This is a genomic window from Methanobrevibacter sp., from assembly GCF_017406825.1.
Classification (GTDB): Archaea; Methanobacteriota; Methanobacteria; order Methanobacteriales; family Methanobacteriaceae; genus Methanocatella.
In genome coordinates, this window is sequence record NZ_JAFQXT010000043.1 from 22,560 (window position 1) to 47,863 (window position 25,304).

At 35.6% G+C, this 25,304-nt stretch carries 30 protein-coding genes; 9 read left to right on the forward strand and 21 right to left on the reverse strand.

The window, feature by feature from the left end; translation table 11 throughout:
* The first annotated feature begins 140 nt into the window (after positions 1-140).
* The gene (locus IJF99_RS07495; protein WP_292793767.1) at positions 141-863 is read left to right on the forward strand and encodes a tRNA-binding protein; all 723 of its coding nucleotides are present in this window, start codon (positions 141-143) and stop codon (positions 861-863) included.
* A gap of 229 nt (positions 864-1,092) precedes the next feature.
* On the opposite strand, the gene IJF99_RS07500 is transcribed toward IJF99_RS07495, so the two are convergent.
* The gene (locus IJF99_RS07500) at positions 1,093-2,505 is read right to left on the reverse strand and encodes a lactaldehyde dehydrogenase (protein ID WP_292793769.1); all 1,413 of its coding nucleotides are present in this window, start codon (positions 2,503-2,505) and stop codon (positions 1,093-1,095) included.
* Between the two features lie 49 nt (positions 2,506-2,554).
* On the opposite strand from IJF99_RS07500, the gene IJF99_RS07505 reads away from it, so the two are divergent.
* On the forward strand, positions 2,555-3,136 hold the full coding sequence (locus IJF99_RS07505; protein WP_292793772.1) for a TMEM175 family protein: 582 nt from the start codon (positions 2,555-2,557) through the stop codon (positions 3,134-3,136).
* Entirely contained in the window at positions 3,126-3,689 is a 564-nt protein-coding gene (locus IJF99_RS07510) for a TMEM175 family protein (protein ID WP_292793774.1), read from the forward strand. Before IJF99_RS07505 ends, IJF99_RS07510 begins: the two co-directional genes overlap by 11 nt.
* Here IJF99_RS07510 and IJF99_RS07515 read toward each other — a convergent pair.
* The 7 genes from IJF99_RS07515 to IJF99_RS07545 all read right to left on the reverse strand — a co-directional run bounded on the left by IJF99_RS07515 (position 3,682) and on the right by IJF99_RS07545 (position 8,126).
* The gene (locus IJF99_RS07515; protein ID WP_292793776.1) at positions 3,682-3,864 is read right to left on the reverse strand and encodes a class III signal peptide-containing protein; all 183 of its coding nucleotides are present in this window, start codon (positions 3,862-3,864) and stop codon (positions 3,682-3,684) included. The two genes, IJF99_RS07510 and IJF99_RS07515, sit on opposite strands and share 8 nt — an antisense overlap.
* Positions 3,864-4,790 carry a type II secretion system F family protein gene (locus IJF99_RS07520; RefSeq protein ID WP_292793778.1) on the reverse strand — a complete coding sequence of 309 codons (927 nt, stop codon included), beginning with the start codon at positions 4,788-4,790 and terminating at the stop codon, positions 3,864-3,866. The genes IJF99_RS07515 and IJF99_RS07520 overlap by 1 nt, the downstream gene beginning before the upstream one ends.
* Before the next feature lie 189 nt (positions 4,791-4,979).
* On the reverse strand, positions 4,980-5,192 hold the full coding sequence (locus tag IJF99_RS07525) for a hypothetical protein (RefSeq protein WP_292793780.1): 213 nt from the start codon (positions 5,190-5,192) through the stop codon (positions 4,980-4,982).
* Positions 5,164-5,355 (reverse strand): hypothetical protein, encoded by a 192-nt coding sequence (locus IJF99_RS07530; protein WP_292793782.1) that lies wholly within the window; start codon positions 5,353-5,355, stop codon positions 5,164-5,166. Before IJF99_RS07530 ends, IJF99_RS07525 begins: the two co-directional genes overlap by 29 nt.
* A 240-nt stretch (positions 5,356-5,595) precedes the next feature.
* Positions 5,596-6,552, reverse strand: coding sequence for a bile acid:sodium symporter family protein (locus IJF99_RS07535; protein ID WP_292793784.1), 957 nt, complete (start codon positions 6,550-6,552; stop codon positions 5,596-5,598).
* A gap of 69 nt (positions 6,553-6,621) precedes the next feature.
* Positions 6,622-7,389 (reverse strand): Cna B-type domain-containing protein, encoded by a 768-nt coding sequence (locus tag IJF99_RS07540; RefSeq protein ID WP_292793786.1) that lies wholly within the window; start codon positions 7,387-7,389, stop codon positions 6,622-6,624.
* A gap of 26 nt (positions 7,390-7,415) precedes the next feature.
* Positions 7,416-8,126, reverse strand: a complete 711-nt coding sequence (locus IJF99_RS07545) for a DUF4013 domain-containing protein (protein WP_292793788.1) — start codon at positions 8,124-8,126, stop codon at positions 7,416-7,418.
* A gap of 149 nt (positions 8,127-8,275) precedes the next feature.
* Here IJF99_RS07545 and IJF99_RS07550 point away from each other — a divergent pair, with 149 nt between their 5' ends.
* Positions 8,276-9,319 (forward strand): acyltransferase, encoded by a 1,044-nt coding sequence (locus IJF99_RS07550; protein WP_292793790.1) that lies wholly within the window; start codon positions 8,276-8,278, stop codon positions 9,317-9,319.
* 1 nt (position 9,320) lies between these two features.
* On the opposite strand, the gene IJF99_RS07555 is transcribed toward IJF99_RS07550, so the two are convergent.
* Positions 9,321-10,175, reverse strand: coding sequence for an alpha/beta hydrolase (locus IJF99_RS07555; RefSeq protein ID WP_292793792.1), 855 nt, complete (start codon positions 10,173-10,175; stop codon positions 9,321-9,323).
* A 140-nt stretch (positions 10,176-10,315) separates the two neighbouring features.
* On the opposite strand from IJF99_RS07555, the gene IJF99_RS07560 reads away from it, so the two are divergent.
* On the forward strand, positions 10,316-10,909 hold the full coding sequence (locus IJF99_RS07560; protein WP_292793794.1) for a 4'-phosphopantetheinyl transferase superfamily protein: 594 nt from the start codon (positions 10,316-10,318) through the stop codon (positions 10,907-10,909).
* A gap of 34 nt (positions 10,910-10,943) precedes the next feature.
* Here the strand turns inward: IJF99_RS07560 and IJF99_RS07565 are convergent, their stop codons facing one another.
* The gene (locus tag IJF99_RS07565; protein ID WP_292793886.1) at positions 10,944-11,969 is read right to left on the reverse strand and encodes a M24 family metallopeptidase; all 1,026 of its coding nucleotides are present in this window, start codon (positions 11,967-11,969) and stop codon (positions 10,944-10,946) included.
* A 40-nt stretch (positions 11,970-12,009) separates the two neighbouring features.
* On the opposite strand from IJF99_RS07565, the gene IJF99_RS07570 reads away from it, so the two are divergent.
* The 3 genes from IJF99_RS07570 to IJF99_RS07580 are packed head-to-tail and all read left to right on the forward strand — an operon-like array spanning position 12,010 to position 14,510.
* Positions 12,010-12,651 carry a site-2 protease family protein gene (locus IJF99_RS07570; RefSeq protein WP_292793796.1) on the forward strand — a complete coding sequence of 214 codons (642 nt, stop codon included), beginning with the start codon at positions 12,010-12,012 and terminating at the stop codon, positions 12,649-12,651.
* Position 12,652: 1 nt separating this feature from the next.
* Positions 12,653-13,852 (forward strand): YcaO-related McrA-glycine thioamidation protein, encoded by a 1,200-nt coding sequence (locus IJF99_RS07575; protein WP_292793798.1) that lies wholly within the window; start codon positions 12,653-12,655, stop codon positions 13,850-13,852.
* A gap of 4 nt (positions 13,853-13,856) precedes the next feature.
* Positions 13,857-14,510, forward strand: a complete 654-nt coding sequence (locus tag IJF99_RS07580; RefSeq protein ID WP_292793800.1) for a TfuA-related McrA-glycine thioamidation protein — start codon at positions 13,857-13,859, stop codon at positions 14,508-14,510.
* A gap of 168 nt (positions 14,511-14,678) precedes the next feature.
* Here the strand turns inward: IJF99_RS07580 and IJF99_RS07585 are convergent, their stop codons facing one another.
* The 4 genes from IJF99_RS07585 to IJF99_RS07600 are packed head-to-tail and all read right to left on the reverse strand — an operon-like array spanning position 14,679 to position 17,645.
* Positions 14,679-15,137 carry a hypothetical protein gene (locus IJF99_RS07585; RefSeq protein ID WP_292793802.1) on the reverse strand — a complete coding sequence of 153 codons (459 nt, stop codon included), beginning with the start codon at positions 15,135-15,137 and terminating at the stop codon, positions 14,679-14,681.
* 10 nt (positions 15,138-15,147) lie between these two features.
* Positions 15,148-15,987, reverse strand: a complete 840-nt coding sequence (locus tag IJF99_RS07590) for a CBS domain-containing protein (protein ID WP_292793804.1) — start codon at positions 15,985-15,987, stop codon at positions 15,148-15,150.
* Positions 15,988-16,027: 40 nt separating this feature from the next.
* The gene (locus IJF99_RS07595; RefSeq protein WP_292793806.1) at positions 16,028-16,450 is read right to left on the reverse strand and encodes a universal stress protein; all 423 of its coding nucleotides are present in this window, start codon (positions 16,448-16,450) and stop codon (positions 16,028-16,030) included.
* 40 nt (positions 16,451-16,490) lie between these two features.
* Positions 16,491-17,645, reverse strand: a complete 1,155-nt coding sequence (locus IJF99_RS07600) for an amidohydrolase family protein (protein ID WP_292793808.1) — start codon at positions 17,643-17,645, stop codon at positions 16,491-16,493.
* A gap of 128 nt (positions 17,646-17,773) precedes the next feature.
* On the opposite strand from IJF99_RS07600, the gene IJF99_RS07605 reads away from it, so the two are divergent.
* Positions 17,774-18,367, forward strand: coding sequence for a zinc ribbon domain-containing protein (locus tag IJF99_RS07605; protein WP_292793810.1), 594 nt, complete (start codon positions 17,774-17,776; stop codon positions 18,365-18,367).
* Positions 18,368-18,426: 59 nt separating this feature from the next.
* Here IJF99_RS07605 and IJF99_RS07610 read toward each other — a convergent pair whose 3' ends face one another.
* The 7 genes from IJF99_RS07610 to carA all read right to left on the reverse strand — a co-directional run bounded on the left by IJF99_RS07610 (position 18,427) and on the right by carA (position 25,212).
* Positions 18,427-19,098, reverse strand: coding sequence for an ABC transporter permease (locus tag IJF99_RS07610; protein ID WP_292793813.1), 672 nt, complete (start codon positions 19,096-19,098; stop codon positions 18,427-18,429).
* Entirely contained in the window at positions 19,047-19,400 is a 354-nt protein-coding gene (locus IJF99_RS07615; RefSeq protein WP_292793815.1) for a hypothetical protein, read from the reverse strand. Before IJF99_RS07615 ends, IJF99_RS07610 begins: the two co-directional genes overlap by 52 nt.
* Before the next feature lie 21 nt (positions 19,401-19,421).
* On the reverse strand, positions 19,422-19,625 hold the full coding sequence (locus IJF99_RS07620; protein ID WP_292793817.1) for a hypothetical protein: 204 nt from the start codon (positions 19,623-19,625) through the stop codon (positions 19,422-19,424).
* Positions 19,613-20,236, reverse strand: coding sequence for an FtsX-like permease family protein (locus IJF99_RS07625; protein ID WP_292793819.1), 624 nt, complete (start codon positions 20,234-20,236; stop codon positions 19,613-19,615). Before IJF99_RS07625 ends, IJF99_RS07620 begins: the two co-directional genes overlap by 13 nt.
* Before the next feature lie 414 nt (positions 20,237-20,650).
* Positions 20,651-20,803 carry a hypothetical protein gene (locus IJF99_RS07630; protein WP_292793821.1) on the reverse strand — a complete coding sequence of 51 codons (153 nt, stop codon included), beginning with the start codon at positions 20,801-20,803 and terminating at the stop codon, positions 20,651-20,653.
* A gap of 133 nt (positions 20,804-20,936) precedes the next feature.
* On the reverse strand, positions 20,937-24,113 hold the full coding sequence (gene carB, locus IJF99_RS07635; protein WP_292793823.1) for a carbamoyl-phosphate synthase large subunit: 3,177 nt from the start codon (positions 24,111-24,113) through the stop codon (positions 20,937-20,939).
* A 16-nt stretch (positions 24,114-24,129) separates the two neighbouring features.
* On the reverse strand, positions 24,130-25,212 hold the full coding sequence (gene carA, locus IJF99_RS07640; protein ID WP_292793825.1) for a glutamine-hydrolyzing carbamoyl-phosphate synthase small subunit: 1,083 nt from the start codon (positions 25,210-25,212) through the stop codon (positions 24,130-24,132).
* Positions 25,213-25,304 lie beyond the last annotated feature (92 nt).

The window sequence follows — 25,304 nt, forward strand, 5'->3', positions numbered from 1 at the left end:
TTAAATAAATATGTATAATTTTATTTAATTGTTAATATAAATACTTTATGTTTTATAAATTTAAAAAAAATGAGTTTTTTACAAAAAACTTATTAAATTCCAAAATAAAAATATATTTTAGACAACAAAGAGGGCTTTAAATGTGGGATACAACAAAAGATTACAGAATTCTAGTGGCAAGCAAAGCAAGAGAAAATTACCTGAATCTTATTCCAACTGCTTCTTTTAGGGGAAGCTGGAATAAAAAGCAAGCAATTGAATTGGGAAAACAGATGAATAGTGATTTTCAATCCTTAACTTATTCTTATTTAGAAGGAGATGAATTGGTTAATTCTCCTGATGTTGCAGCATTAACTGAAAAAACTGAAAAGATTATTGAATGTTTGGGAGGAGACGACTGGAACAAAAAATTCTTAAGCAATGCTCCAAAAGAAGACCGTGAAAAAACCCAGGAAAACATTGCCAAAGTGAGATTCTTCCTCGATACGATCTTAGGTTTGAAAAACAGATTGGCTTTAGGTCCGATAAATGACCCGATTATGGGCGTGGACATTAAAGTCGGAGAGATAATGAGCGTTACACAACACCCGAAAAACGATAAGCTAATGCTTTGTAATGTCAACCTCGGAAAACGTGCAATAACAGTTGTGACCAATGATTTGAACGTGAAAGATGACAATAAAGTAGGAGTATCCCTATTGCCTCCACAATCATTCAGTGACATTGTAAGTGAAGGAATGTTTCTTGGAATGAACGGAAGCATTCTTAAAGATGTTGGAGGAGACCTTGGTGAAATGCCAAAAGGCATACCGATGGAATCCTTAAATGAAACACGTAACCTTGTTGAGAATTATTTAAAATAAAATAATCAACCAATATTGGATTAGAAGTTTTTTGTGATTTAAGTGGGGAAGGAGAACACTCCTTGCTCGTGAATATTCATGTGGATGATAACACATTCAATAATGGATTTAGACTTAAGATTCATCATGTAAACATTAAGATATTGCCTCTACAGAAAAAAACTTAATCTAATTACAGAAATTGCTTTAAGCCTGGCGTAAGAAATCAATCCAAATAGTACAATCAATTCTATCTTAAATTCAATCCTATCAATTTTGTTTTTGTCATTTCTTCAACCGCGTATTTTATTCCTTCTTTTCCAACACCACTATTTTTAAATCCTCCAAACGGCATGTTATCTGTTCTGAATGTGGATTGTTTGTTGACGAATACTGTTCCTGCTTCAATTTCCTGGGCACATCTCATTGCAGATGAATAATCGGAAGTAAATACTCCTGCCTGCAATCCATATTCGGTGTCGTTTGCAACACTTATCGCTTCATCCAAATCTTTAACACGAATAATCGGCGCGATTGGTCCGAATGTTTCCCTTACAACCAAATCCATATCCCGAGAAACATTATCCATTACTGTTGCAGAATAGAATGCGCCATCACGAACTCCCCCAGTTAAGATTTCAGCACCTTTTTCAACAGCATTCCTTACTGTTTCCTCAACTTGAATCGCTGCCTTTTCACTAATTAGAGTGCCTAAAGTAGTGTTAGCATCCATAGGATTTCCCCTAACCAATTTTTCAGTCTCATCAACTAATTTGCTGGCAAGCTCATCAGCAATATCATCTTCAGCAATCACCCTTTTAACACCCATGCAGACCTGTCCCGCATTTAGGAATGCACCGTTGACAATGCCTTTAACTGCCTTGTCAAGATCCGCATCTTTTAATATGATTACAGGATCGTTTCCGCCCAGTTCCAAAGTAACCTTTTTCATGCCCGCCTTTTGTGAAATCATCATTCCTGTTGTTACGCTCCCAGTAAATGAAATCTTATCAACATCCGCCGAACATACCAGATAGTCCCCAACTTCAGATCCGTAACCTGTAACAACATTTACAACCCCGTCAGGAAATTCCTCATTCAACAGCTCACAGAATTTCATTACTGTGAGTGGCGCTTCGGTTGGCGGCTTTACAATTACTGTGTTTTTGCATGCGATGGCAGGTGCAATCTTGTGAATTGTCAGGTTCAAAGGATAGTTGAACGGGGTTATCGCTGCAACTACACCTACAGGCAACTTTTGAGTAAATGCGAAAAATCCCTTGCCGTTCAATCCCGCATCCAGCGGTACGCTTTCTCCATATATTCTTTTAGCTTCCTCAGCGGACAATCTTAAAGTTTCAATGGATCTGTCCACTTCAACTAATGATTCATTAATAGGTTTTCCGACTTCCAATGTCAACGATTTGGCAAATTCCTCACGTTTTTCCTCCAATTTTTTGACCACATTCAACAGTTTATTTGAAACTTTAAAAGCAGACATTTCCAGTAATGATTCTTTTGCTTTATTTGCTTCTGTTATGGCCAAATCTGCAGTTTGCCTATGAGCAATCGGAACTGTATCGATTACTTCACCATTATATGGGTTTTTAATTTCCGCCAAATCTTCACCTGAAATATGTTTTCCGCCTATCAACATGTCCATTTTATCACCTTGATTAATATTTTATACTAAAAATAATAAATATTGTTTTATGGAAACGACAAGATTTGAAACATTTATCGATGCAATCATCGCAATTGTAATAACAGTGCTTGTTTTAAAAATTCCGCAACCTGCCAGTCCAACCCTAAGTGCTTTTTTAGAGCTTAATACTATGTATGTTGCTTATTTCATAAGTTTCCTAATCCTATATAACTTATGGTATGCCAATCATAACCTGTTCCAGCTCGTTGAGACCATAGACAATACGACAGTCTGGATTTATGGAATTATGACTTTTGTAATATCCTTAATACCATATTTTACAATTTGGCTTGCAAATAACATTAATTCAATTCCTGCCGAAACAATGTTTGGATTAATTTTCATTGCAACCCACATCCTGAATACATTAGCCACTAAATCCATTTACAGGAATAATCCCTATAACAAAAATCTGCAGGAAATCAATCATGATTCCTATTATATGAATCTGCCATTGGTCTTGATTCTGATTGGATTTGTTTTGACATACACAATATATCGTCCGGGGATTTACATTACCTGCTTAATATCAATTATCCTATGGATTGCAATTGGCAGACTGATTAGGAGGGACAGTAATGGAAACTGAAAGATTTGAAGCATTGATAGATGCCGTCTTAGCCATCATAATTACAATTATCGTGCTGGAGATTCCGCTTGCAAGCAATGGAAGCTGGCAAGCCCTTATAGATATCAAATATGAATTTATAATCTATGCAATAAGCTTCATGGTCTGTTTCAATTTCTGGAATTTCAACAATAACGTATTCAGTATCGTTAATAAAATCGACCCTAATGTCATCTGGACAATGGGAATTACATTATTCATATTTTCTTTATTGCCTTACCTGACAACGTTCGTTGCTGAAAACTTTTATGTATTTTTCCCACAATTTTTATATGGTTTGATTTTTATTATAACCGCAATATTCTCATTGGCAATAGGCAATTTCTTAAAAGATGCGGATCCCGGAAATATCGCTCTTCAAGTCGTTTTAAGCAACAATTATCCTATGTATTTTACAATAGGTTTGGTTTTGATTGGAATGGTAATCGGATACTTTGCTTTTCCTCCAGCCATAATGTTATGCTGCCTGATTTCAATTTTTGGGGTTTGGATAATTCCAAAACTAACTAACTGAAATATTTTCCCAACGATTTCAACTCCGTATTGAATTCATTTACTTCTTTTGATGATATTTCACCGGACAAATCGTTTATGTAATTATTGTACATATAAATCACAAGTAAAACCACTACAAGTATTCCGCCAAACAGTAAAATAAATTCCGCTGCTGCCTGACCATTATTATCCATCATAATCCTCCCATAAGCAGTGTTCCGCCGAATGCTGATATGAAATAAAATATTGCAAATGATGCAACGGCAATAGGCAATGAAAACTTAATTCCCTTCTTAAGCTCGCCATACATTATGATGCTGATGATGAACGCCACAAGAACAGAATGAATAATTAAATACAACTCCCCTGCAATTGGCGCGGTTAGAATTATCTGAGATTCAATTCCATAACCCTGAATGAATCCCGAATACACACTCACCATTCCAACCGCAAATGGCGTTGCAATGACTGCAGATATCAACAGAAACATGACAGACATCATTACTGTGGATTTTCTCTCTCTTTTGAGTGCAAGCAATTCCCGCAAATCATCGGAAACATCGGACAGCACCTTCGATATGCTTGATCCGCTTTTGCGGCCATCTAAAATAATGCCGAATATCCTTTCCAGCTCCCGTGATTTCAGGCGTTTGCTCATTGCTCTCCATGCATCATCGAAATTGCGACCCATGCGGATTTCAAGGATTGTCCTGCGCATCTCGTCGTACATAGGTCCCTCGCCATATTGTGACATGTCCTCCATAGCATTTTCAAAGCTCAAACCTACCTGCAGCATGCTTGAAAGTTGTCTTAAAAAATCCGGTGCTGTTCTCTCGATTTCCTGTGCCCTCCTTTCCTGTTGTACGACAACATATGTGAACAATCCAGGAAGTACAAATAACGGCAGGATCAGAACAGAAATTGGCAAACCTAAAATGTTTATCAAGATTCCTAAAATCAATTCACTTACCAGAATAACAATTATGAGCATGGCCAAAAATTGTGAAGCATCTGTAAAAATCGCACCACTTAACAAAAATTCCTGTATTTTAGATAAATATTTTTTAGAAACAATATTGTCAATAACTAATGCTAAATCATTGATTATTTTTAATTTCATAAGATTTGATTGGACTTTAAAGGATATAAAATATTGGTTGCTTTTAAAGACAATTTTTCAGAGCTAAAACAAAATTGGAGCAAATGAAATTTGACTTGATGAATGGACATTTAGCAAATCGAAAAACAGTTGATGCCAATCCTTTAAGAGATTTAAAAAAAAAGAAAAAGTGGAGATGGAATAATCCATCTACCTGACAGTTATTTTAACTTTTTTGACTACTTTATTGTAGAGATTATTGCCTTTGAAAGTAACTGTTGCTTTGAATCTGCCTTTTTTGGTCAATTTCTTAATCTTGAAGATTGCTTTACCTTTACTGTTTGTTTTTGCAGTGTAGGTTTTTCCCTTAATCTTCAAGGTTAATCTGGCTTTTTTAAATGCCTTTCCTACATTGTCCTTCAAGACAACAGAGTATTTTTTTGGTTTTTACTGATTGTTTGAATTTCTTTGCCTTTGCAGTCAGTTTAGGAGTTGCCTTTTTAACAGTTATTTTGGTTTTGTTTGTTGTTTTGACGTAGTTATTGTTTTCAAAGGATAATTTAGCGGTGTAAGTGCCTGGTCTCAACCTTATGACTAACTTTGCATTTCCGTTTTTGTCAACCCAGCAACTGTATGTAATCTTATGCTGACCTTAACACCGGTAATCGGATTTCCGTTTTCATCCTTGAGGTTAACAATAACTAATAAAATTACCTATTTGACTATGAAATCTTACATGATTTAACTCCACTACTTATCCTTGAACGAAAAATCAAGAAATTTAAAAATTAGTCTTACGCCTAAAAATTATTTGATGGCACAGGAGTTATTCCATATATGAATCATTTACATATTTTTTGAAAATCTGTGCCAGAATCGATCCTGCGAAATTCTGCCAGACAGAATACAGGGCTCCTGGAACAGTTGCCTGAGTTAAGCCTGGAAAATGTGTCTTTGCAAGACTGGTTGACAGCCCTGAATTTTGAAATGCGATTTCAATGGCCACCGTAATCATTTGTTTTCTATTCATTCCAGTCAGATATCCTGCAACGAATCCGAATGACATTCCAATGAAATACTGTAAAATAACAACAACCATAATTATTTCAAATGACCCTAATATTGCCTGCTGATTTGCACCCATTACGCCTGCAACAATCAGACAAATTACAATTGAGGATATTGCCGGCAAATAATCTTTCAATCTCTCACAGAAAGCAGGGAATTTATAATTTAAAATCAAACCTAATGCGATTGGAATAATCACGATTTGAACAATGGATATGAACATGTCCAGTGGATTGAAATTAATATGATTGCCTATTAACAAGAGTGTAATCATAGGTGTCAAAACAGGTGAAATCACAGTAGACACTGCAGTAAGCGAAACGGATAATGCAACATCCCCTCCTGACAGGAACGTGATAACATCAGATGCCGTGCCTCCAGGAACTGTTCCGACTAGGATAATTCCGACTGTCAAACCTACATCAAGGGAAAATAAGCTCGCAAGAGACAATGCTAAAAGAGGCATTAAGATATATTGAATGGATATTCCCAGCGCAATTTCCTGAGGGTGTCTGAAAACATTGATAAAGTTTTCTAATTTTAATGTAGTGCCCATAGTGAAAAGGACAATGCTTAAAAGCAAATTTATGATATTGACTCCATTCACTTCACTTAAAACCCATTGAAAGGCATTAGGGAAGAGTAATGATATTGCAGCCGCCAATATGATAATTATGAAAAAATATTTTTCAATAGCTTTAAAAACCAGTTTCATAATAATTCTCTAAATAAAATTAATGTAAAAAAAATAAAAGAAATGTAGATGGCGGGCCATCTACTTTAACTATTTCCTACGTGAGAATGGAATAAATGCCGCTACAAACACTGCAATAACCAAAACAACAATTGGGAAACCAGTATTTTTATGGTTACTTGTAGCATTAACCGGTTTTTTGTTTTGTTTGATTATTTTGGTCGTAGTTGTGGTTTTTGTTTTAGTGGTAGTTGTTTTTCCATCATCTGAATCATCAGTGGAATCATCGGTTGAGTTAGAATCATCAGTTGAATTTGAATCATCAGTAGAGTTAGAATCATCAGTAGAGTTAGAATCATCGGTTGAGTTGCCATCAGCATCATCATCTGCACTGCCATCAGCAGCATCTTCTCCAGAACCGTCAGCAGAAGGCGCTTCATCATCGCCTATAACAGTATCATTGGTGTCAGACACTACATCATCCATTTCAGATTCGTCGTCAAGTACGCCCAAAACATCATCTAAAACAATTTTACTGTTTTTAATCACAAAACCATTTTTAACATTTCCACTTATTTGAGATGAATAATCATCAGAGATTATTTCATTAACTTTATAGTTTCCATTGTCATCTACTTTGAAGACCGCTTTCCAGGAATTTGAATCACTTAAAGTGACTTTATCGACAACTTTTCCATCTTTTAAAAGCTGTACAACAACATGATCCGGTGTATCGTCCACACCATTCCAAACTATTTTAACAGGAATGGAAATTGAATCGTCAGCCGCTGAAATAACTCCCACCGAAGTTATTAAGCTTATTGCAATTAACATTATCATTAATATTTTTTTATTCATATTATCCCTCTATGATTAGAATACGTTCATACCTCAGAGTACAATAAACCTGTTGCTCTGGCCATGAAGAAAGTAGTGTAAACACCTAAAATACCCATTAGGATACCACCGATTGTAGAGTTCCACTGAGCAATAAGCATCACGATGAAATATAAAACGAAAAGAATTATGAACATAGCGATGATAAACAAAATAAGTTTAACAACACCTACTCTGGTTATATCACCAATTGCTTCGCCAATTGCCAAAGCAGAACCTAAGTCTTCGGTTTTGGCCAATCTGCATTGAGCCATTATTAGAGCTAAAGAAAAGATTATTGTTAAAATTACTAAGATTAATTGGGAAATCCAATTTTGGAAGAAAATCGCCAAAAGTGAAGCAACGACGATTGGAATAATCATATACACAATACTTACAACAAAGTATTTGACCCCATTGATGAATTGTCTTATGAAATCTATTGCAGGAGCACCTTCATCCCTTTGAATACCATATTTTACAATATCCAATTCATAACCGGAAATCAAAAATCCTATAATAAGTGCAACAATAATTCCAAGAATGCCTGACCCAATAAGTGCCAATATATTTTCGGCAGCATAACTTACTGAGATTGCAGTAACAGTACCTATGGTTGCAATCCCTAAAATTATACCCAAAACAGCATAAATCAATAATGCTTTGATATTATTTACTGGATATGCCAAAGCATCTTTAAATATTTCCATCAATTCCATTTTTTGTCACCTTTTGATTGAATGAAAAAAACTCAAATTTGAGTTATTTTTATTTATATTCATAACTGTATTTAAACTATTAAGAAAAATTTAAGAATATTCAAAAAAAAATAAATAATATATAAAAAAACATTTGGAGACATAAATCAATGGGTAAAAATAGAGTGGAATGGATTGACTTTGTACGTGCCATAGCAATTCTGACTGTTTTGTATATTCATGCAACCGATGGAATTTATATCATCTCATCAGATGCAATAATGAATTACACTATCTATTCAAGGATTTTCCAATTTGTATCACTATTTATTGGACGTATTGGAGTCCCATTCTTTTTAATGATTACGGGTTATTTGTTACTCGATAGGACATACAACGATGAGCGAATCCGTAAGTTTTGGGAAAAAAATTGTAAAGGACTGATAATTGTTACAATAATCTGGGCCGCAATCTACGCGATTAGCCTGCAGTTTGTCACTGTCGGAAGCGGACAGGTCAACTATACAGAAGCCGGAAACCTGTTTTTCAGCCACATGTGGTACATGCCCATGATTATTGGAATGTATCTTTCAATGCCGTTTGTTTCAAATGCGCTTAAGAATTTCAGTCCGCAGACAATAAATCAGGCCACAATCGTATTTGCATTTTTGGCATTCCTGCTGCCGTTCATTACAGTATTATGCGATATGCATGGCGTTCAAAATGTAACCATACAATACTGCCTCGGATTCAGTGGGGGAGTTTATGGGATTTACATTATTTTGGGATACCTTGTCAAAAAAGATTTATTTAAGAAATATTCCTCAAATAAGCTTGGATTACTGGCCATCGTGTCATTTGCAATATGTGTAGTGTTCCAATACTATTCATACATCAGAGGATATAACTTCTTCTTATGGTATGAATTCCCCTTCATTCTAACAGGATCATTTGCATTATTTGAATTGTGTTCCAGAATGAAACATGTGAGGGCATTTCCTTTGATTTCAGTATTGTCCAAATATTCATTTGCAGTATTTTTAATACACAACTTATTCAGACTGCCTTTACTCCCAGTTATAGTCCAACTGCCGTATACAGAGCCTGTTAAAGCTTTAATTCTTTGGGTTTTATTAATATTCTTTAGTTATATTGCAGCTGCAATAATCTATAGAATCCCAAGATTTGGAAAATATATATTATACATGAGATAATTCACATAATCTCTTTTTTTATTTCTTTGAATGCCTCTTTTGCTTCAGGAATTGGAAACATTGGATAGATATGGAATAACCCTTCGCCTGTGATGAATTTTACATCAACGCCATCCTTTTTCAGATTTTCAACGTATTTTTCGATATCCTCGTAAAATATTTCATTAGTCCCTGCAAAAATTAGTGTCCTTGGGAGATTTGTATTGTCTCCGAATAAGGGGCTGACCCTGAAATCTTTAGTATCAAGATTGCCTGCCCATGATTTGCCGATTTGCTTAAGCCCGACTTCGCCTAAAATAGGATCATCCTCACTGTCATATGGAGCATTGCTCATTGAAATATCCACCCATGGCGAAAAGGTTATAATCTTTTTTGGTTGCGGGAGGTTTATTGTTTTGATATACTGGCAGAACGAATGTATGAATCCGCCTCCTGCCGAATCTCCCATCAATATCAGATTTTCCCTTTCTATTAGGCGTTTATAGAATTCACTCATCATGTCGAATGTTTCGGCTGCATTGTGTTTTGGGGCGAGCGGATAAACGGGTGCAAGTACAAATGCGTCCAACTTTCGGGAAAGTAAAAGACAGTACAACAAATGTTGATAATTGATTTCATTTATGAAAGCCCCGCCATGCATAAAGAGGATTGTATTTCCCGCATTTTCACTTCCAAAAGTGAAGACCTGGAATCCATGGATGTCAATGCTTTTGAAAATACTTTTAACCGGCCCATCATCCTGCTGTTTTTTAGATAAAAAATCATTTATCTTATCCTGAAAATCCATATAATCAGGTTTTGTGGACTTTAAAATGAATCCTTCAATTTTTGCAATTAGTGATGTATCTGCACTCATTGGAATAACCTTGGAAAATTACTGTCTAAACTATGTCTACAATATATTCTTGTTTAAAAAAATATTTAAACTTTAAACAGATATTATGAATAATGATAAACAGGGTTAAACTGGCTTATTGCGATGTTGGTGATTAGAATTTGGCCAAATCATACCAACGGTTATCCGAGGAAAGGAAAGGAAAAGTTGATAATTTCAAATTTCTCAAAGATAAAAAGCTTAGTGAGGGAGCCTATCTGCTTTTGAAAAAACTATTGGATGAAGAAGATATCGCATCCCCCATTTTTAGAACCGGAAAATACGGCAAGGCATACGTGGCAAACTTTGAAAATGTTTATTTTAACATAAGTCACTCAGGAAACTTCGTTGCCTGCGCAATATCAGATGGGGAAGTCGGTGTTGACATTGAATACAGCGACCCTGCAATTGATTTGAACATTGCCAAACAGTACTTCTTCAACACGGAATATGAAAACATAATGAAATCCGAAAACTCCTCTGAAGAATTCTTCAGATATTGGGTTTTAAAAGAAAGTTACATGAAATATACAGGATTAGGATTTAATATTGGATTGGACGAGTTTGAAATAATGATTAATGATGAAATCAAACTAAAAAATGACAAAAACGATTTAAAATTTAACCTATTTGACATTGATGATTATAAGTTAGCAATCTGTTCAAAATACCATGTGAAAAACGCTGAAAACTACACTATTGATGAGTTATATTAACTAATGATGTAGTGAATAGATTAGGTCTTTCATGTTAATCTATTTTCAATGGCAGATTTCCAATAACCTCGGCTTTTTTTGATATGCTTACAGTGTCTTCCAAACGGACTCCGAATTCACCTTCAAGGTATATCCCCGGTTCGACAGTTATGACCATGCCCTCTTCAACAGCTGTTTCATCACGTAATGAAAATCCTGGGGTTTCATGAATGTCAAGCCCCAAGCTATGGCCTGTCGAGTGGATGAATTTATCCCCATAGCAATAATCTGAAATTATGTCCCTTGCAACTTTATCCACTTCACAGCATTTGATACCCGGTTCAATGGCTTTTATTGCTTTGTCATGTGCTTCAGCCACAATATCCCAGATTTCATGCTGTGATTCTGTGTAAACCATTGTACGAGTGTTATCGGAACAATATCCTCCATAAATAGCTCCCCAATCAATCAGAATAGGTTGTGACAACTGTTTATCCTGAGGAACCGCATGTGGAAGGCTTGAATCCGGACCGCTTGTAACAATCGTGTCAAATGATTCCTTGGATGCCCCATTTTCAATCATTAAACGGTTCAAATCAAAAGCGATTTCCCTTTCAGTTCCATCATTATTCAGAATGTCCAATTGTAAAAATGATTTCTGGGCGATTTCAGTTGCCTGTGTGATTTTCTCAATTTCTTGAGGAGATTTGATCATTCTCTGTTTATCTATATAAGTCTTGGAATCTATTTCAAAATCATCCCTGAATCTAACATAAGAGCTGAATGGTAAAGTTGGCTCGATTGCCAATCTCTTAATGCCCTCACGTTTCAATTCCTTAACAATGCCTTCAAAAGATTCATATTCCTTAACTTCAATGCTGGAATCCCTGTTAGCCAATTCCATATCCATTCCAGATGCATAAATTATTGGTTCTTCTTTAATTATGCAAAATGCGAAGCTGGTCGGCCTATAACCTGATATGTATTCGACATTTGTGAACTGTGTAAGCAGGTAAGCCTGAAAGCCGTCATTTTTCAAATCATTCAAAATATTGTTAACATGCAAGTCCATAATTAATATTAGAAAAAACTTTATATATAAAATTAGATATTTTAACATTATGATTAGATTTACAAGCAGTGAAGTAAGAGACTTGATAATTGCATTTTTCGTCATTTCACTTTGTTTTGCAATAGTGAATGGTGGAAGAGATACAAATGCAGTATTATCAATCTTGCCGATTGTAATGGTTGGTGTGGGAGCCGGTTTTATCCTACACGAACTCGGACACAAATTCGTGTCAATGAAATATGGTTACTGGGCCGAATTCAAATTATGGCCACAAGGATTAATATTTGCACTCATCACTTCCTTTTTCGGATTCGTATTTGCAGCGCCTGGTGAAGTCTACACCTATGCAAACTATATGACTGATGAGATAAACGGCAAAATCTCAATTGCAGGACCTATCGTCAATATAATTCTCGCATTAGTATTCCTGGCAATTGCCACTTCAGTTTATCATTCCGCATTTACCTCAGAAACTTCATTATTGATATTTATAATCTGTTCTGTCGGTTATTCAGTAAACAGCTTTTTGGCCGTGTTCAATTTGCTTCCGATTGGAAACCTGGACGGATCAAAAGTTTTGAACTGGAATATTGGAATCTGGATTGTTACAATAGCCATTGCAGCAATATTGACCTTGGCATCCATGACAATCGGTGTTGAAAATATTGTTAGATTAATTATAGGAATGTAAAATGACAGACGAATTGACATACTTTAAAGGAACTCACAGAGTAATTGCTCCTTCAAAAACAATAGAAATTAACGAAGAGAAACTGAAAGTAGCTGGAATCACCCGTATTGCAGACATTACTGATTTGGATAGAATAGGTCTTCCTATTTATACCGCAATCAGGCCAACTGCTGAAGAAGGTGCCATCAGCATTTACGGCGGGAAGGGAATTACTAGAGACCATGCAAAGGCATCCGCAATGATGGAAGGCTTTGAGAGATATTCCGCCGAAAGACACGAAAGTGATGAAACCACAATAGCTACTCTAAATGAGATTTCAGATTTGGGGGATTACATAAATCCCGAAAGTTTAAATCTGCCTAAAGACTTCAAGAAAGAAAATCTGGATTCAATGAAATTAGAATGGAGCCTTGCAAAAGACATAATAACAGATAAAGATTACTACATTCCTACAAATGCAATTTACCACCCCTACATCAATAATGATTCTGAAAGCCTATTCAAATCCAATACCAATGGCCTTGCTTCAGGAAATATATTGGAAGAGGCTATTTTGCATGGGATTTTTGAAGTAATTGAACGCGACGCTTGGAGCATTTTCGAGTTAACTCATAAAAATTATGCTCAGATTGATTTGGACAGTATCGAAAGTGATATTGTTAATGATACCATAGATAAATTTGAATCCGAAGGAATAAAAATCAAACTAATGGATTTCACTGCCGATATCAACGTCCCTACCATTGCGGCTTCAGCTGACGACACCGTTACAAAGGATGCCGGACTTTTAACATTGGGCATGGGGACACATCTGGATCCTGAAGTTGCAATCCTTAGAGCTTTAACGGAAGTGGCTCAAAGCAGGGCAACACAAATTAATGGTGCTCGTGAAGACACTGTCAGAGCAGATTTTGCCCGTGAAGCCGGTTACGAACGGATGAAAAGGATAAATAAATACTACTTTAGAGAAGAAGATGAAAAAATCAGCCTTTCAAGTATCGAGAATAATGCAACAACTTCAATTACAAAAGATTTGGAAATTGTTAAAGAAGAATTATTGGCAAATGATATTGATAAGATATTATATTACGATTTGACACGGCCTGAACTTGATGTCAGCGTTGTTCGAGTCGTTATTCCTGAAATGGAACTTTTTGCACTTGACCCTTCAAGAGCAGGATACAGATTCCTGAAAGTATGATAAAATGATGAAGATTATAGTTTATGCAGGATTATCAATTCCTTTTGATGAGGCAAAAGAGATTTTGGACTCAACCGACAGCATTGAAGTAGTCTACAAAAGACCAATTCAAAGAGGGGACTTAAGCCAGGCACTGAAGGAACATCCCGACATCATTGCCATTATTGACGGAGTGTTTCACCAGAACTCTGCAGTGGGCCACAAGGAAATTCTGAATGTTATTAATGAGGGAATAAAAGTATATGGCGCTTCAAGCATGGGAGCTTTAAGAGCATCCGAACTGGATACATTGGGAATGACCGGCGTGGGTTATGTTTATTCCCAGTACACTACCGGTGAAGTTGATTCGGATGATGATGTTGCCGTGATGCTTGACAGCGAGACTCTTGAAGCACTTTCCGTTCCATTGATCAATATGAAATATGTTTTTACAAATGCCGTATCCGAAGGCATCATTACCAGCGACGAAAAAGATGAGTTATTGGATATCACTAAAAAAACATATTATCCTCAAAGAAATTATGCAAGAACAATAAGTGAGTCTGATTTAGATAACGAAAGGAAGAGTGAACTCATTGATTTTATTAGAACCTCACCGGACATCAAAAAAGAGGATGCTAAAGAATTGCTTGAAACAATTAAGGCAGAAATAAACTAATTTCAAAGAATGCATATATACTGATTAAATTGTTTCACTTTGAGAATTAATATTCAATGTTTTAATAAAAATAATGATTGATTAAATTGGAAATATCATCATCAACAGCAATTTAATCGAAAGGAATGTTAAAATAATAAACTTTAAAAGTGAGATGAAAATGAAACATTAATTTTTTTTCATTTCCATGTATTTTTTCAAAACGATATCAGGTGTTTCAATGCACTGATCAAAAGTAGTTGAAAATTCATGAGCTTCAAAATCTTCTTCAACTTTTCTAATTCCATTTAAGGAAATATTGTTTCCATCGATTTTAAAACCCACATCATCAGCAGAAACAGACACTAGATTAATTTCAATTTCAGAAGCTTTTTCCAATACCCCATTAGCCTTAACATCATATTTCAATTTCAATACCTTATGAGGCATTATCTCATTGATAGTTCTTTTAATGACTGAATCAAGAAGTTCTAAAAATTTTATAGCCGGGGGCATATTATTAGTCCACCAATAAGTTAAAACAGAATTCAATACAATTGCGTGTTCGGAAAAATCATCATATAATCTTGCACGAACACGAACTGTACTATCATCTACTTTAACAACTAAAACCGGACTAACAGCCATCTTATCCCAATTATTTGACTAATGCTTTAATTAAATCGCTTGCTCTTACAAGTCCGACCAAATCCCCTTCAACACCAATAACAGGAATTTGTTCGATGTTTAAGGATTTCATTTTTTTAGCACAATCAGAAACTTTGGTTTTGGAATTAGCTACTTCAACATTGCTTACAGCAACATCACTTACAGTTTTGTCAGCAAATTTCAAACTGTTTTTCTCGATGTAGAGAACTGAAGTGCTGTCCCATGACCATTTGTCCCCTTCGGTTCCGACAGTGGAACTGTGTTCACTTCTCTCAGAGATAATTTCAATTTCAGAGATAAAATCAGTTTCAGTTAGAATACCTGATAATTTTGCATCATCATCAAGTGCTAAAATAGATTTTAGTCCAAATTGATTCATTGTTTCAAAAGCTACATTTAATGGAGCTTTTTCCCAAGTAGTTGGGACAGTAGTAATCATATAATTTTCAACAGCATCATCAACTTCGATTTTAGTTAAAGCTTTTGATACTAAATCGAAGGAAGTGATAATTCCGACTAGTTCACCATCATCATTAACTACAGGAACTCTTCTAACATTGTTTTCCATCATGACACGAGCTGCGTCTACGACATCATCACCAGGCTTAATGGTGATTAATTCTCTGGTCATTAACATTGCAATTTGTTCTTCATCAGGATTATTAATTAAATCAGAACGAGTTACTAGTCCTACTAAAATATCAGTATCTTCTTTAACTACAGGAAGTACCGCTTTGTTTTCTTTTCTCATTAAGTCTAAAACTTTTTCACGATTTCCCGGAACGGAAACGCTGACAACATTTTTAGACATTGTTCTTTTAACTAACATAAAAACACCTTTTGTAAACTTTAATAATAAAATGGTAAAATTAATGAACTACGAGTACTGCACATTTCGCTGAATTTACAACTTTATCAGCCACACTACCCATAATAAATCTATCGAAGCCAGATTTACCAGAACTACCCATTACAATTAAGTCAACTTCTTCTTCTTTTGCAACCTCTAAAATAACTTTAGCAGGTGAACCTTCTCTAATCACATGAGTAATTTTTAAATTTTCTTCATTTAACTCATCAAATTCCTTGAGATTTTCTTCAGATCTCTCTTTTAGGATTTGATTTAACTGGTATACTTCATCATCTAATGGGAGTCCATTAACAAAATTATTTTCCGTAACGCTCACAGCAATTATTTCTGCTCCACTAACTTTAGATAAGAATAAAGCATGCTTTTGAGCTTTTTTTGCAAATTCAGACCCGTCAGTTGGGACTAATATTTTGTTATACATTTAAATCTCACCCATTATCGTATAGATTATACCCATGATATTATACATTAACTTTTTTGTTAATGGTATATAATATATTTTTCGTTTCTATGCGATTACATATATTAAGGTAGGGATTTTTAGAAAAAGATTTTGAAACAATGAATTCAGCATAATTATCCTCTGAAATTACAGATTTTTGAATAATATTGTTGATTTCAAATCCGCAAATATTGGTTGTTGCCATTTTTACCAAATCAACTGGATTGATATAAGTTTTATAATAAACAGACATGATTTTTAAGGCAAACTCCAATTCCCTAAACATATTTGGTGAGTTGAGCATCACATTATCGGTTCCAAGCAATGGTTTCATTCCTAAGCTCAGCATTTTAGTTAATGGAGCCACGCCAACGCTTAAAGTTGCATTTGCTCTTGGGCAAACAACAACATTCTGATTTGAATCGGCCACTAATTCCAAATCATCGGATTTGGGATTTGTTAAGTGAACCAGCTGATTGAAATTGCTTTTAACTCCTTTGGCGATTTCAGTACTGTTAGTATTATTTAAGGACCCTATTTGATTAGATTCGGATTCAGCCACATGGATTGATGATATTTTACCGCACTTATTGCATTCTTCAACTATTATATCGGCAACATCAGCTGTGATTTCACCAAAGCCGCTTGGCGCTATGCCGTCAGCGACTTTTAAAAGTTTGCGAACTGCAATTCTAACTTTGCTTAAATCAGGGTCATCACCGTAAAAACTATCATCACGGCCCAGAATAATTGGTTTGATTGGAAGGTCTTTTGAAGCTTCTTTTAGAAGTTTAACTCCTTTAACTCCCCCTTCCCTATAATCAATAAAGTGTGTTGTTCCTGAGTCAATCATTTCCTGCATTGACTGCCTCATTGCTTCGATTAGCTCATCATCCTCCACATTTGACAGGGCAACATGCTTAACACCATCTGGAGGCCTGACCATCTCGCCTAAAGAAAGGCCATAACCTTCGTCCTTGATTATGGAATCTCCAATATGTGTGTGGCCGTTAATAAAAGAAGGGCAAACTGCCGCACCATCTACATCAATAATTTTTCCTTCCTTCGCTTCTTTTGAAATTTCGATGATTTTGCCATTTTCAACGACAATATTTTCACGAACCGGAATTAAATCTTGACCTTTCAATATGATTCCATTTGAGATAGTAAACATCAGATTTAACTCTAATTTTTTTAACTAAAATAATTTTTCATTACATTTATTTAATCCAAAAATAATACTATAAATCAGAAATCGTGAAAAATGATTTACGATAATAATTTTCTTTTTAAACCATAAAGGTGATTCCTATTAACTCTCAAGAAATAAGATACTTCTACAGGAACATTGTAAAAACAGGTGATGTATACCGGGTTAAATACAATAATAAAGACTATGGAGAGTTTAGGAAATTATCCGATGCATTATATGAAAGAGATGCATTGTTCTTTTGTAATTTTGATTACGATTTGCTTGTTGAATGCGACCTTGAAAACAAATATGAAAATATGGAATTGCCTCCATTTCCTGAAAAGCGGCCGAAAGGCAGGATAAAAGGAACCAAAGTTAACAAAAAGGAAAGGGAAGGGGAAATTCTTTTCAACCATAAAATTAGAAAATTTTACATTCAGAAAGGTGATGATGTCATCGGCAATTATGACACCATGACTGAAGCGTTCTATTACAAGAAAATGTTAATGGACAACAATTGGGACATGAGTGTCCTAAAAACAAACATCACACAGAGAATTGAAGTCAATATTGTTATTGATCCGACTAAAACATATAAAGTTGAATTAAATTACTGCCCTAACTGCAGAAGCAAATTAAAGGCCAATGCTGAAGAATGTCCATCCTGCGGTATTAACATTAAAGATTACCTATATAATAATTGAAACCATTATCTGGCTGGTGAGACTGCAGATGCAGATATGGCTCCTGAAATAACCTAGAACTATTCCAAGATTTTAAGTGCATCCACCATGTCTAGCTTCCTAATTTTGAAAGAGAAATAAATATTTATGAGTATTGACACTGCCAAAATTATTAAAAATGTAAAGCATACGTTCATCAATGATATTGAAGGCACCATATAGAATTGCTCGCTTGAAGATGACCAAACCGTTTCTAAAACACGATACCCTATAGGAATGCCCAACAAACCTCCGATGATTATGAACGCTAAACTTTGTGTCAGCAACAGTTTTGTTAAAGAAGCCGAACTGAAACCTAAAACCTTGAGCGTTCCGATATCACGTTCCATCTCCAGAAAGCTAAGCAGACCTAGATTATATAGAACAATCAATGCCAGGATAATTGCAAATCCAATCAAATCAAAAATCATTACCCACAGTGATTGGTTAAGTTCTCTAGAACTATCGATCATATCCTGATGATAGAAAACTGATTTGATGCCATTATAATCTTCATCAACATGTTTTGAAGTAAGAATGCTTGTTGTAGTAAAATTCAAACCTAAATCATCTAATTTTTCAGGAGAAATGATTATCCCCTGAAGTGAAGGGTGACCATAGATTTTATCGATTTTTGCACTGACCCATTTATCGGAACCCATTATGTGGAACCGGACAATGTCTCCAATGCCCACACCCAACAAATCAGCCATTTTTTGTGAGATTGCAAATTCATCATCGCCAATTTCAATCTCATCTGATGTATATTTGTCGGTGTAATCAAATCCGTATCATTCAGAACAAGCAGCGAAGCCGATTTTTTAGTGGAATTTGCTTCTATTTCAATACCGGATTCCATTATCCTGTCCCCATCGACTTTTTTAACCACATTATTGATGTGGGATGCGCTTGCGCCATTATCTACAATTAGTTTTGACTCATAATGATTGATTTTATCAAATTCCCAATGCTCCGCACCGGCCATTCCATCATGCAATCCAAATGCATAAATCAAGAGCACGGTACAGCCCAGCACTCATAAAACTGTCATGATTGCTCTGAAATTATGTCTTTTGACATCCCTGTAATTCCAACGGAAGTTAAATGACATGTACTGCCAAAATTTGAATCTTTCAATGAAAGCGGAAGTTGTTGCCTTTGGCGCTTTTGGCCTTATTATTGTTGAAGGGTGCTCATTGACAATATTTCTTATTGAGTAATAGATTACTATAATTGACAATAAAACCATGAAAACGATAATATATAAAAAGTTCGCGCTTCCAACCAGATTAAAGTAAGGCAAGACAAATAACTTTTCCAAAGAGGATAAGCTACACCATGTATGAAAATCGGACCCAAAAATAACCCCAATATAGATCCCAATAACACTATGACGCCATAGGATAAATAATGAATCAGAATATCTCTACTTTTAAAACCATTAGCCTTAAGAATGCCTATCTGAGTCCTTTGATGGGAAATTATTCTTTTCATTGATGTTAAGAGCATCAACATTGAAATTAGAATAAAAACTAATGGGAGAAGACTTGATATCATTTTAAATTGGTCAATCATATTCTGGTAAACGCTTACACTAGCATGGTCTTGCCTTGGCAAGAATGAATTATAATCATCACCTAATTTATTGGCCAACAGATTTCCATAATCATTTGTGTCTCCATCAAATCTAACATTTAAAACATTATACGGAACATTGTCCATTGGAAATACCTTATAGGACATGTAAGCAAAACCAAATACTTTATGGTCTGGTTTTATTCCATAATAAGGCACACTATAAACGTATTCAGGAGAATAACCTAATCCTTTTATTTCCTTTTCAATTTCCATGCCATTGAATTCAAAGGTTATTTTATATCCTAATTTAAGGCCTCTGCATCTGCAAAACTCTTATCCAACCATACTCCCTCTTCATCATTTGGATTGAATTATTTTCCTTCAATTAAATAGAATTTGGATATGGTATTGTCCTCTATAAAATGCAGCTCAACCTCAGGATTATCCGAAAAGTCGGCTTGCGAACTTAATACCAGCTGCCTTTGACTTCAATGGTTTGGGTTAGATTATCTACATTATCAACAAAATCATCATCAATATTTGTGGCGAATATCCAACCGGCCATCATTTTTTAAAACCAGAAATTTATACAAAGATACATCAACAGTTTCTGTAAAAGTAAATGAAAAAAAGGAATCTATTTTACCTTCGATATCCTCCTGATTGATACCGGAAAAATCCATGAACTCAAATCTCATTGTTGGCAAAAACATAAGGATTTGAATTTTCATCAAAACGGATATTCAATAAAGAATCGAGTTTACTGAAAATATTGTTCAAGATGTCGTTATTTATTAGATTAACCTCAAATCGAAACTTAATACTACTTTTAGAGTTCATTAAACCACCACACTTTCGATTATACTGTCTATAACCAAAATTACCCTATTGAACTAAAAGCATAACAAGCAAATAAAAAAAAATGGTAAGGAATGCTGGATTCCTCACATTCTGAGTATGTGATTGAGAACAATTATTCCCCATCAACATATTCATTTAAAGATTTGACATTGATTTCATTATTCTGAACAGCCGCAATAGCATTTAGAACAGCTCTTGCACCAGCCAAAGTGGTAACATAAGGAATACCTAATTCAATAGCCAAACGTCTGATGATATAACCGTCTTTAGCAGACTGCTTACCTTCAGAAGTGTTAATGATTAAATCAACTTCCTTGTTTAAAATAGCATCTCTGATATTAGGTGAACCTTGTGATACTTTTAAGACCTTTTCGACTGAATCAAGACCGGTTGCATCGCCTGTGCCTGCAGTAGCCATAATCTCAAATCCTAAATTAGCCGCTTTTTCAGCGATTGGTCTGATTTTTTTCTTGTCAGATTCCTTGACACTGATGAATATCTTACCCTCTTTAGGCAATTCCATACCTGCAGATAGCTGAGATTTATAAAATGCCATTCCATAACTTTCATCTATACCTATGCTTTCACCGGTGGATTTCATTTCAGGTCCAAGAACAGTGTCAGATTCCGGTAATTTCAGGAATGGGAATACTGATTCTTTTACAGCCACATGGTCTATTTTGATTTCTTTTGTTAAACCGAAGTCTTTCAATTTGGCACCATGCATGATCCATGTTGCAACCTTGGCGAGTGGAACTCCGATAGCCTTGCTTACAAACGGAACTGTCCTACTTGCACGAGGGTTTGCTTCGATAATGTAAACCATTTCTTCATCAAGTTTTACGGCATATTGAATGTTCATTAAACCTTTGACATCCAACTCCAAAGCTAATTTGGTGGAGTTTTCACGGATGGTATCCAGAATATGTTTTGGAATGGTTTGAGGAGGTATTACACATGCGGAATCACCTGAGTGGACACCTGCTTCTTCAATGTGTTCCATGATTCCTGCAATGAATACGTTTTCGCCGTCACATAAAAGGTCCACATCAAGTTCAATTGCATCTTCAAGGAATTTGTCCACTAAGATTGGATGGTCCGGTGATACCTTTACGGCTTCTTTCATATATTCCTCGAGTTCATTCATGTCATAAACAATTTCCATTGCTCTTCCACCGATAACGTATGATGGACGTACAAGAACAGGGAATGTGATTCTTTCTGCAATTTCTTTTGCTTCTTCAAATGAGTTTGCGGTCCCATATGGAGCCTGATGAATATGTAATTTTTCTAAAAGCTCTGCGAAGAGTTCTCTGTCTTCTACCCTGTCAATACTTTCATATGGAGTTCCGAGTATTTTAACTCCTGCATTTGCAAGCGGCACTGCCAGGTTGATTGAAGTCTGACCACCGAACTGCACAATGACGCCGTCAGGTTTTTCCTGTTCGATTACACCCATTACATCTTCAAAGGTTAACGGTTCGAAGAATAGCTTATCTGAAATGTCATAGTCGGTACTTACGGTTTCTGGGTTGTTGTTGATTAATATTGTTTCAATTCCATCTTCTTTTAAAGCCAATGAAGAGTGTACGCAACAGTAATCAAATTCAATACCCTGACCGATTCTGATTGGTCCTGCACCTAAAATTACAACTTTTTTCTTGTTGGTGGAGATTAATTCATTACCTTCATCATAACTGCTGTAGTAATAAGGAGTTTTTGCTTCAAATTCAGCAGCACATGTATCTACCATCTTATATGACTGTTTGATGTTATATCTTGAAAGCAGGTTTCTGACATATTCTTCAGTCTGGCCTGATAAATCTGCCAGGCGTTTATTGGAACAACCCATCTGTTTTGCTTTTCTTAAGAACTCCTCATCATTTAGTTTTTCGGCAGTTACGCTGTTTTCAAAGTTAACTATGTTTCTGATTTTGTATAAGAAGAAATTGTCAATTTTGGTAAGTTCACGGATTTTATCAATGTCCATTCCATCCTTGATTGCAGAATAGATTTGGAAGTAAATCAAATCAGTCGGATTGGCTAGATCATCTTCTGTGTATTCAACATATTCAAATCCGTCAAAGCCCATATCAAGTGATCTTAATGCTTTTTGGAATGCTTCTTCAAAGGTTCTTCCAATAGCCATTACTTCACCTGTTGCTTTCATTTGTACTCCAACTTGACGGCTGATTCCTTTAAATTTGTCAAATGGCCATCTTGGGATTTTGATAACTACATAATCGATTGCAGGTTCAAAAGAAGCTGGAGTCTCTTTTGTGATGTCGTTTTTAATCTCATCCAATGTCAAACCTAATGCTACTTTGGATGAAATTTTAGCAATAGGATAACCTGTCGCTTTGGATGCGAGCGCACTACTTCTTGATACACGAGGATTTACTTCAATTACCTTATATTCATCGGTTTCGGGGTTTAGGGCAAATTGAATGTTACATCCTCCGCGGATACCTAATGCTCTGATAATCTTAATGGATGCGTCACGCATTTTTTGGATGGTTTCATCACATAAACATTGAATCGGAGCGACTACAACACTGTCTCCTGTGTGGATACCCATAGGATCAATGTTTTCCATTGTACAGACGATGATACAGGTATCTTCCTTGTCTCTCATTACTTCAAATTCTATTTCCTTCCATCCGAGAACTGATTCGTCTATGAGAACCTGATTGATGAAACTCATATCCAATCCGTGATTAGCAATTTCGATCAATTCCTCTTCATTGTGGGCGATTCCTCCACCGGTTCCACCTAATGTGAATGCCGGTCTGACAATTACAGGATAACCGATATCCTTTACAGCTTCCAGCGCTTCATCCACACTTTCAACAGCATGACATTTTGGAATTTCCTCTCCAATTTCTTCCATGAGGTTTGCGAACAAGTCACGGTCTTCCACATCTTTGATTGTCTGAACGTCAGATCCGATGACTTTGATTCCTTCAAGTAATCCCAGATCTCCAAGTCCTGTTGCAATATTCAATCCGGTTTGTCCACCCATAGTTGGTAAAATAGCATCAATATCTTCTTCTTCAATAATTTTTGCAACAACTTCAGGAGTTAATGGTTCAGTGTAAACAGTATCGGCCATTCCAAGGTCTGTTTGAATTGTAGCAGGATTACTGTTGACAAGTACTGTTTCAATACCTTCTTCTCTTAATGATTTACATGCTTGTGAACCTGAATAATCGAATTCAGCTGCCTGTCCGATTTGGATAGGTCCGGACCCGATTATCAATACTTTTTTAATATCTTTATCTACTGGCATAATGTAATCCCTCTTTCTAATAATCATCCATCATTTGGCTAAACTCGTCAAAAGTATTTCTTGTATCATTTGGACCCGGTCCCGCTTCAGGGTGGTACTGTATACAGCGCATTGGCAATTCCTTATGTGAAATACCTTCAGGAGTTCCATCATTTAAGTTAACATGAGTCAATACTAAGTCTGTTTCTTTTAAAGATTCCTTATCAATTGTGAATCCGTGATTTTGGGATGTGATGAATACTTTTCCAGTGTTTAAATCTTTTACCGGCTGGTTTTCACCACGGTGCCCGAATTTCATTTTATATGATTTTGCACCGAAAGACTTGGCAATTAACTGCTGGCCCATACAGATTCCGAAGATTGGCAATCTGTTGGATAGTTTTTTCATGGTTTCAATGGTCTCAGTAACCCTATCCGGGTTTCCAGGCCCTGATGTAATCATCAAACCGTTTGGTGAGTAATCAAGTATAGTCTTATAATCAGTGTCATACGGGAACAATAGTACTCCAATATCCCTTTCTAAAAATGAGTTGATGATATTCCTTTTGACTCCGCAGTCGATTAAAGCAACTTTCTTTTCAGCGTCTTCATTGAATATTTTTATTTCCTTTGTTGATACCAACGGCACCACATCAACGTCTTCAATGCTTGGCTGGGCTTTTGCCATTTCAAGCAGTTCCTCATCATCAATGTCTTCAGTTGTAATGGCTGCCTTAAGTGAACCTCTTTCCCTGATTTTTAAAGTTAAATCACGAGTATCAATTCCGCTTATTCCCGGAGTTTCAAACTCTGTTAAAAATTCATCTAAAGTTTTTTGAGGTCCAAAATTAGAAAGTTCACGGCAGACCTCACGACAAACAAATCCTTCAACCTGAACTTTATCAGATTGATACCATTCCTCACTTACCCCATGATTGCCCTCTAAAGGATAAGTGGACATTAATATTTCTCCTTTAAAAGACGGATCAGTTAAAGATTCGGTGTAACCACCCATACCTGTAGAAAAAACAAGTTCTCCTAATTTGGTGGTTTCATAACCAAATGCTTCACCTTTTAAAATAGTTCCATCTTCCAAAGCCAATTTAGCTATTTTTACCATTTAATCACCATAATAAGATATAAAAATTTACTATCTTTATTATATTTTATTTTAATATATTATTAAACTTTGTTTTTTTAGAGATTTTAAAG

What these genes read in the sequence shown, in the direction of transcription:
- IJF99_RS07570 (WP_292793796.1), top strand. Translation starts at nt 12,010, where the DNA reads ATGATTAGATTTACAAGCAGTGAAGTAAGAGACTTGATAATTGCATTT.
- IJF99_RS07515 (WP_292793776.1), bottom strand. Translation starts at nt 3,864, where the DNA reads ATGGATAATAATGGTCAGGCAGCAGCGGAATTTATTTTACTGTTTGGC.
- IJF99_RS07585 (WP_292793802.1), bottom strand. Translation starts at nt 15,137, where the DNA reads ATGGCTGTTAGTCCGGTTTTAGTTGTTAAAGTAGATGATAGTACAGTT.
- carA (WP_292793825.1), bottom strand. Translation starts at nt 25,212, where the DNA reads ATGGTAAAAATAGCTAAATTGGCTTTGGAAGATGGAACTATTTTAAAA.
- IJF99_RS07580 (WP_292793800.1), top strand. Translation starts at nt 13,857, where the DNA reads ATGATGAAGATTATAGTTTATGCAGGATTATCAATTCCTTTTGATGAG.
- IJF99_RS07495 (WP_292793767.1), top strand. Translation starts at nt 141, where the DNA reads ATGTGGGATACAACAAAAGATTACAGAATTCTAGTGGCAAGCAAAGCA.
- carB (WP_292793823.1), bottom strand. Translation starts at nt 24,113, where the DNA reads ATGCCAGTAGATAAAGATATTAAAAAAGTATTGATAATCGGGTCCGGA.
- IJF99_RS07505 (WP_292793772.1), top strand. Translation starts at nt 2,555, where the DNA reads ATGGAAACGACAAGATTTGAAACATTTATCGATGCAATCATCGCAATT.
- IJF99_RS07610 (WP_292793813.1), bottom strand. Translation starts at nt 19,098, where the DNA reads ATGGCTGATTTGTTGGGTGTGGGCATTGGAGACATTGTCCGGTTCCAC.
- IJF99_RS07535 (WP_292793784.1), bottom strand. Translation starts at nt 6,552, where the DNA reads ATGAAACTGGTTTTTAAAGCTATTGAAAAATATTTTTTCATAATTATC.
- IJF99_RS07555 (WP_292793792.1), bottom strand. Translation starts at nt 10,175, where the DNA reads ATGAGTGCAGATACATCACTAATTGCAAAAATTGAAGGATTCATTTTA.
- IJF99_RS07545 (WP_292793788.1), bottom strand. Translation starts at nt 8,126, where the DNA reads ATGGAATTGATGGAAATATTTAAAGATGCTTTGGCATATCCAGTAAAT.
- IJF99_RS07550 (WP_292793790.1), top strand. Translation starts at nt 8,276, where the DNA reads ATGGGTAAAAATAGAGTGGAATGGATTGACTTTGTACGTGCCATAGCA.
- IJF99_RS07500 (WP_292793769.1), bottom strand. Translation starts at nt 2,505, where the DNA reads ATGGACATGTTGATAGGCGGAAAACATATTTCAGGTGAAGATTTGGCG.
- IJF99_RS07520 (WP_292793778.1), bottom strand. Translation starts at nt 4,790, where the DNA reads ATGAAATTAAAAATAATCAATGATTTAGCATTAGTTATTGACAATATT.
- IJF99_RS07540 (WP_292793786.1), bottom strand. Translation starts at nt 7,389, where the DNA reads ATGAATAAAAAAATATTAATGATAATGTTAATTGCAATAAGCTTAATA.
- IJF99_RS07590 (WP_292793804.1), bottom strand. Translation starts at nt 15,987, where the DNA reads ATGTTAGTTAAAAGAACAATGTCTAAAAATGTTGTCAGCGTTTCCGTT.
- IJF99_RS07575 (WP_292793798.1), top strand. Translation starts at nt 12,653, where the DNA reads ATGACAGACGAATTGACATACTTTAAAGGAACTCACAGAGTAATTGCT.
- IJF99_RS07625 (WP_292793819.1), bottom strand. Translation starts at nt 20,236, where the DNA reads ATGGAAATTGAAAAGGAAATAAAAGGATTAGGTTATTCTCCTGAATAC.
- IJF99_RS07600 (WP_292793808.1), bottom strand. Translation starts at nt 17,645, where the DNA reads ATGTTTACTATCTCAAATGGAATCATATTGAAAGGTCAAGATTTAATT.
- IJF99_RS07510 (WP_292793774.1), top strand. Translation starts at nt 3,126, where the DNA reads ATGGAAACTGAAAGATTTGAAGCATTGATAGATGCCGTCTTAGCCATC.
- IJF99_RS07595 (WP_292793806.1), bottom strand. Translation starts at nt 16,450, where the DNA reads ATGTATAACAAAATATTAGTCCCAACTGACGGGTCTGAATTTGCAAAA.
- IJF99_RS07630 (WP_292793821.1), bottom strand. Translation starts at nt 20,803, where the DNA reads ATGAACTCTAAAAGTAGTATTAAGTTTCGATTTGAGGTTAATCTAATA.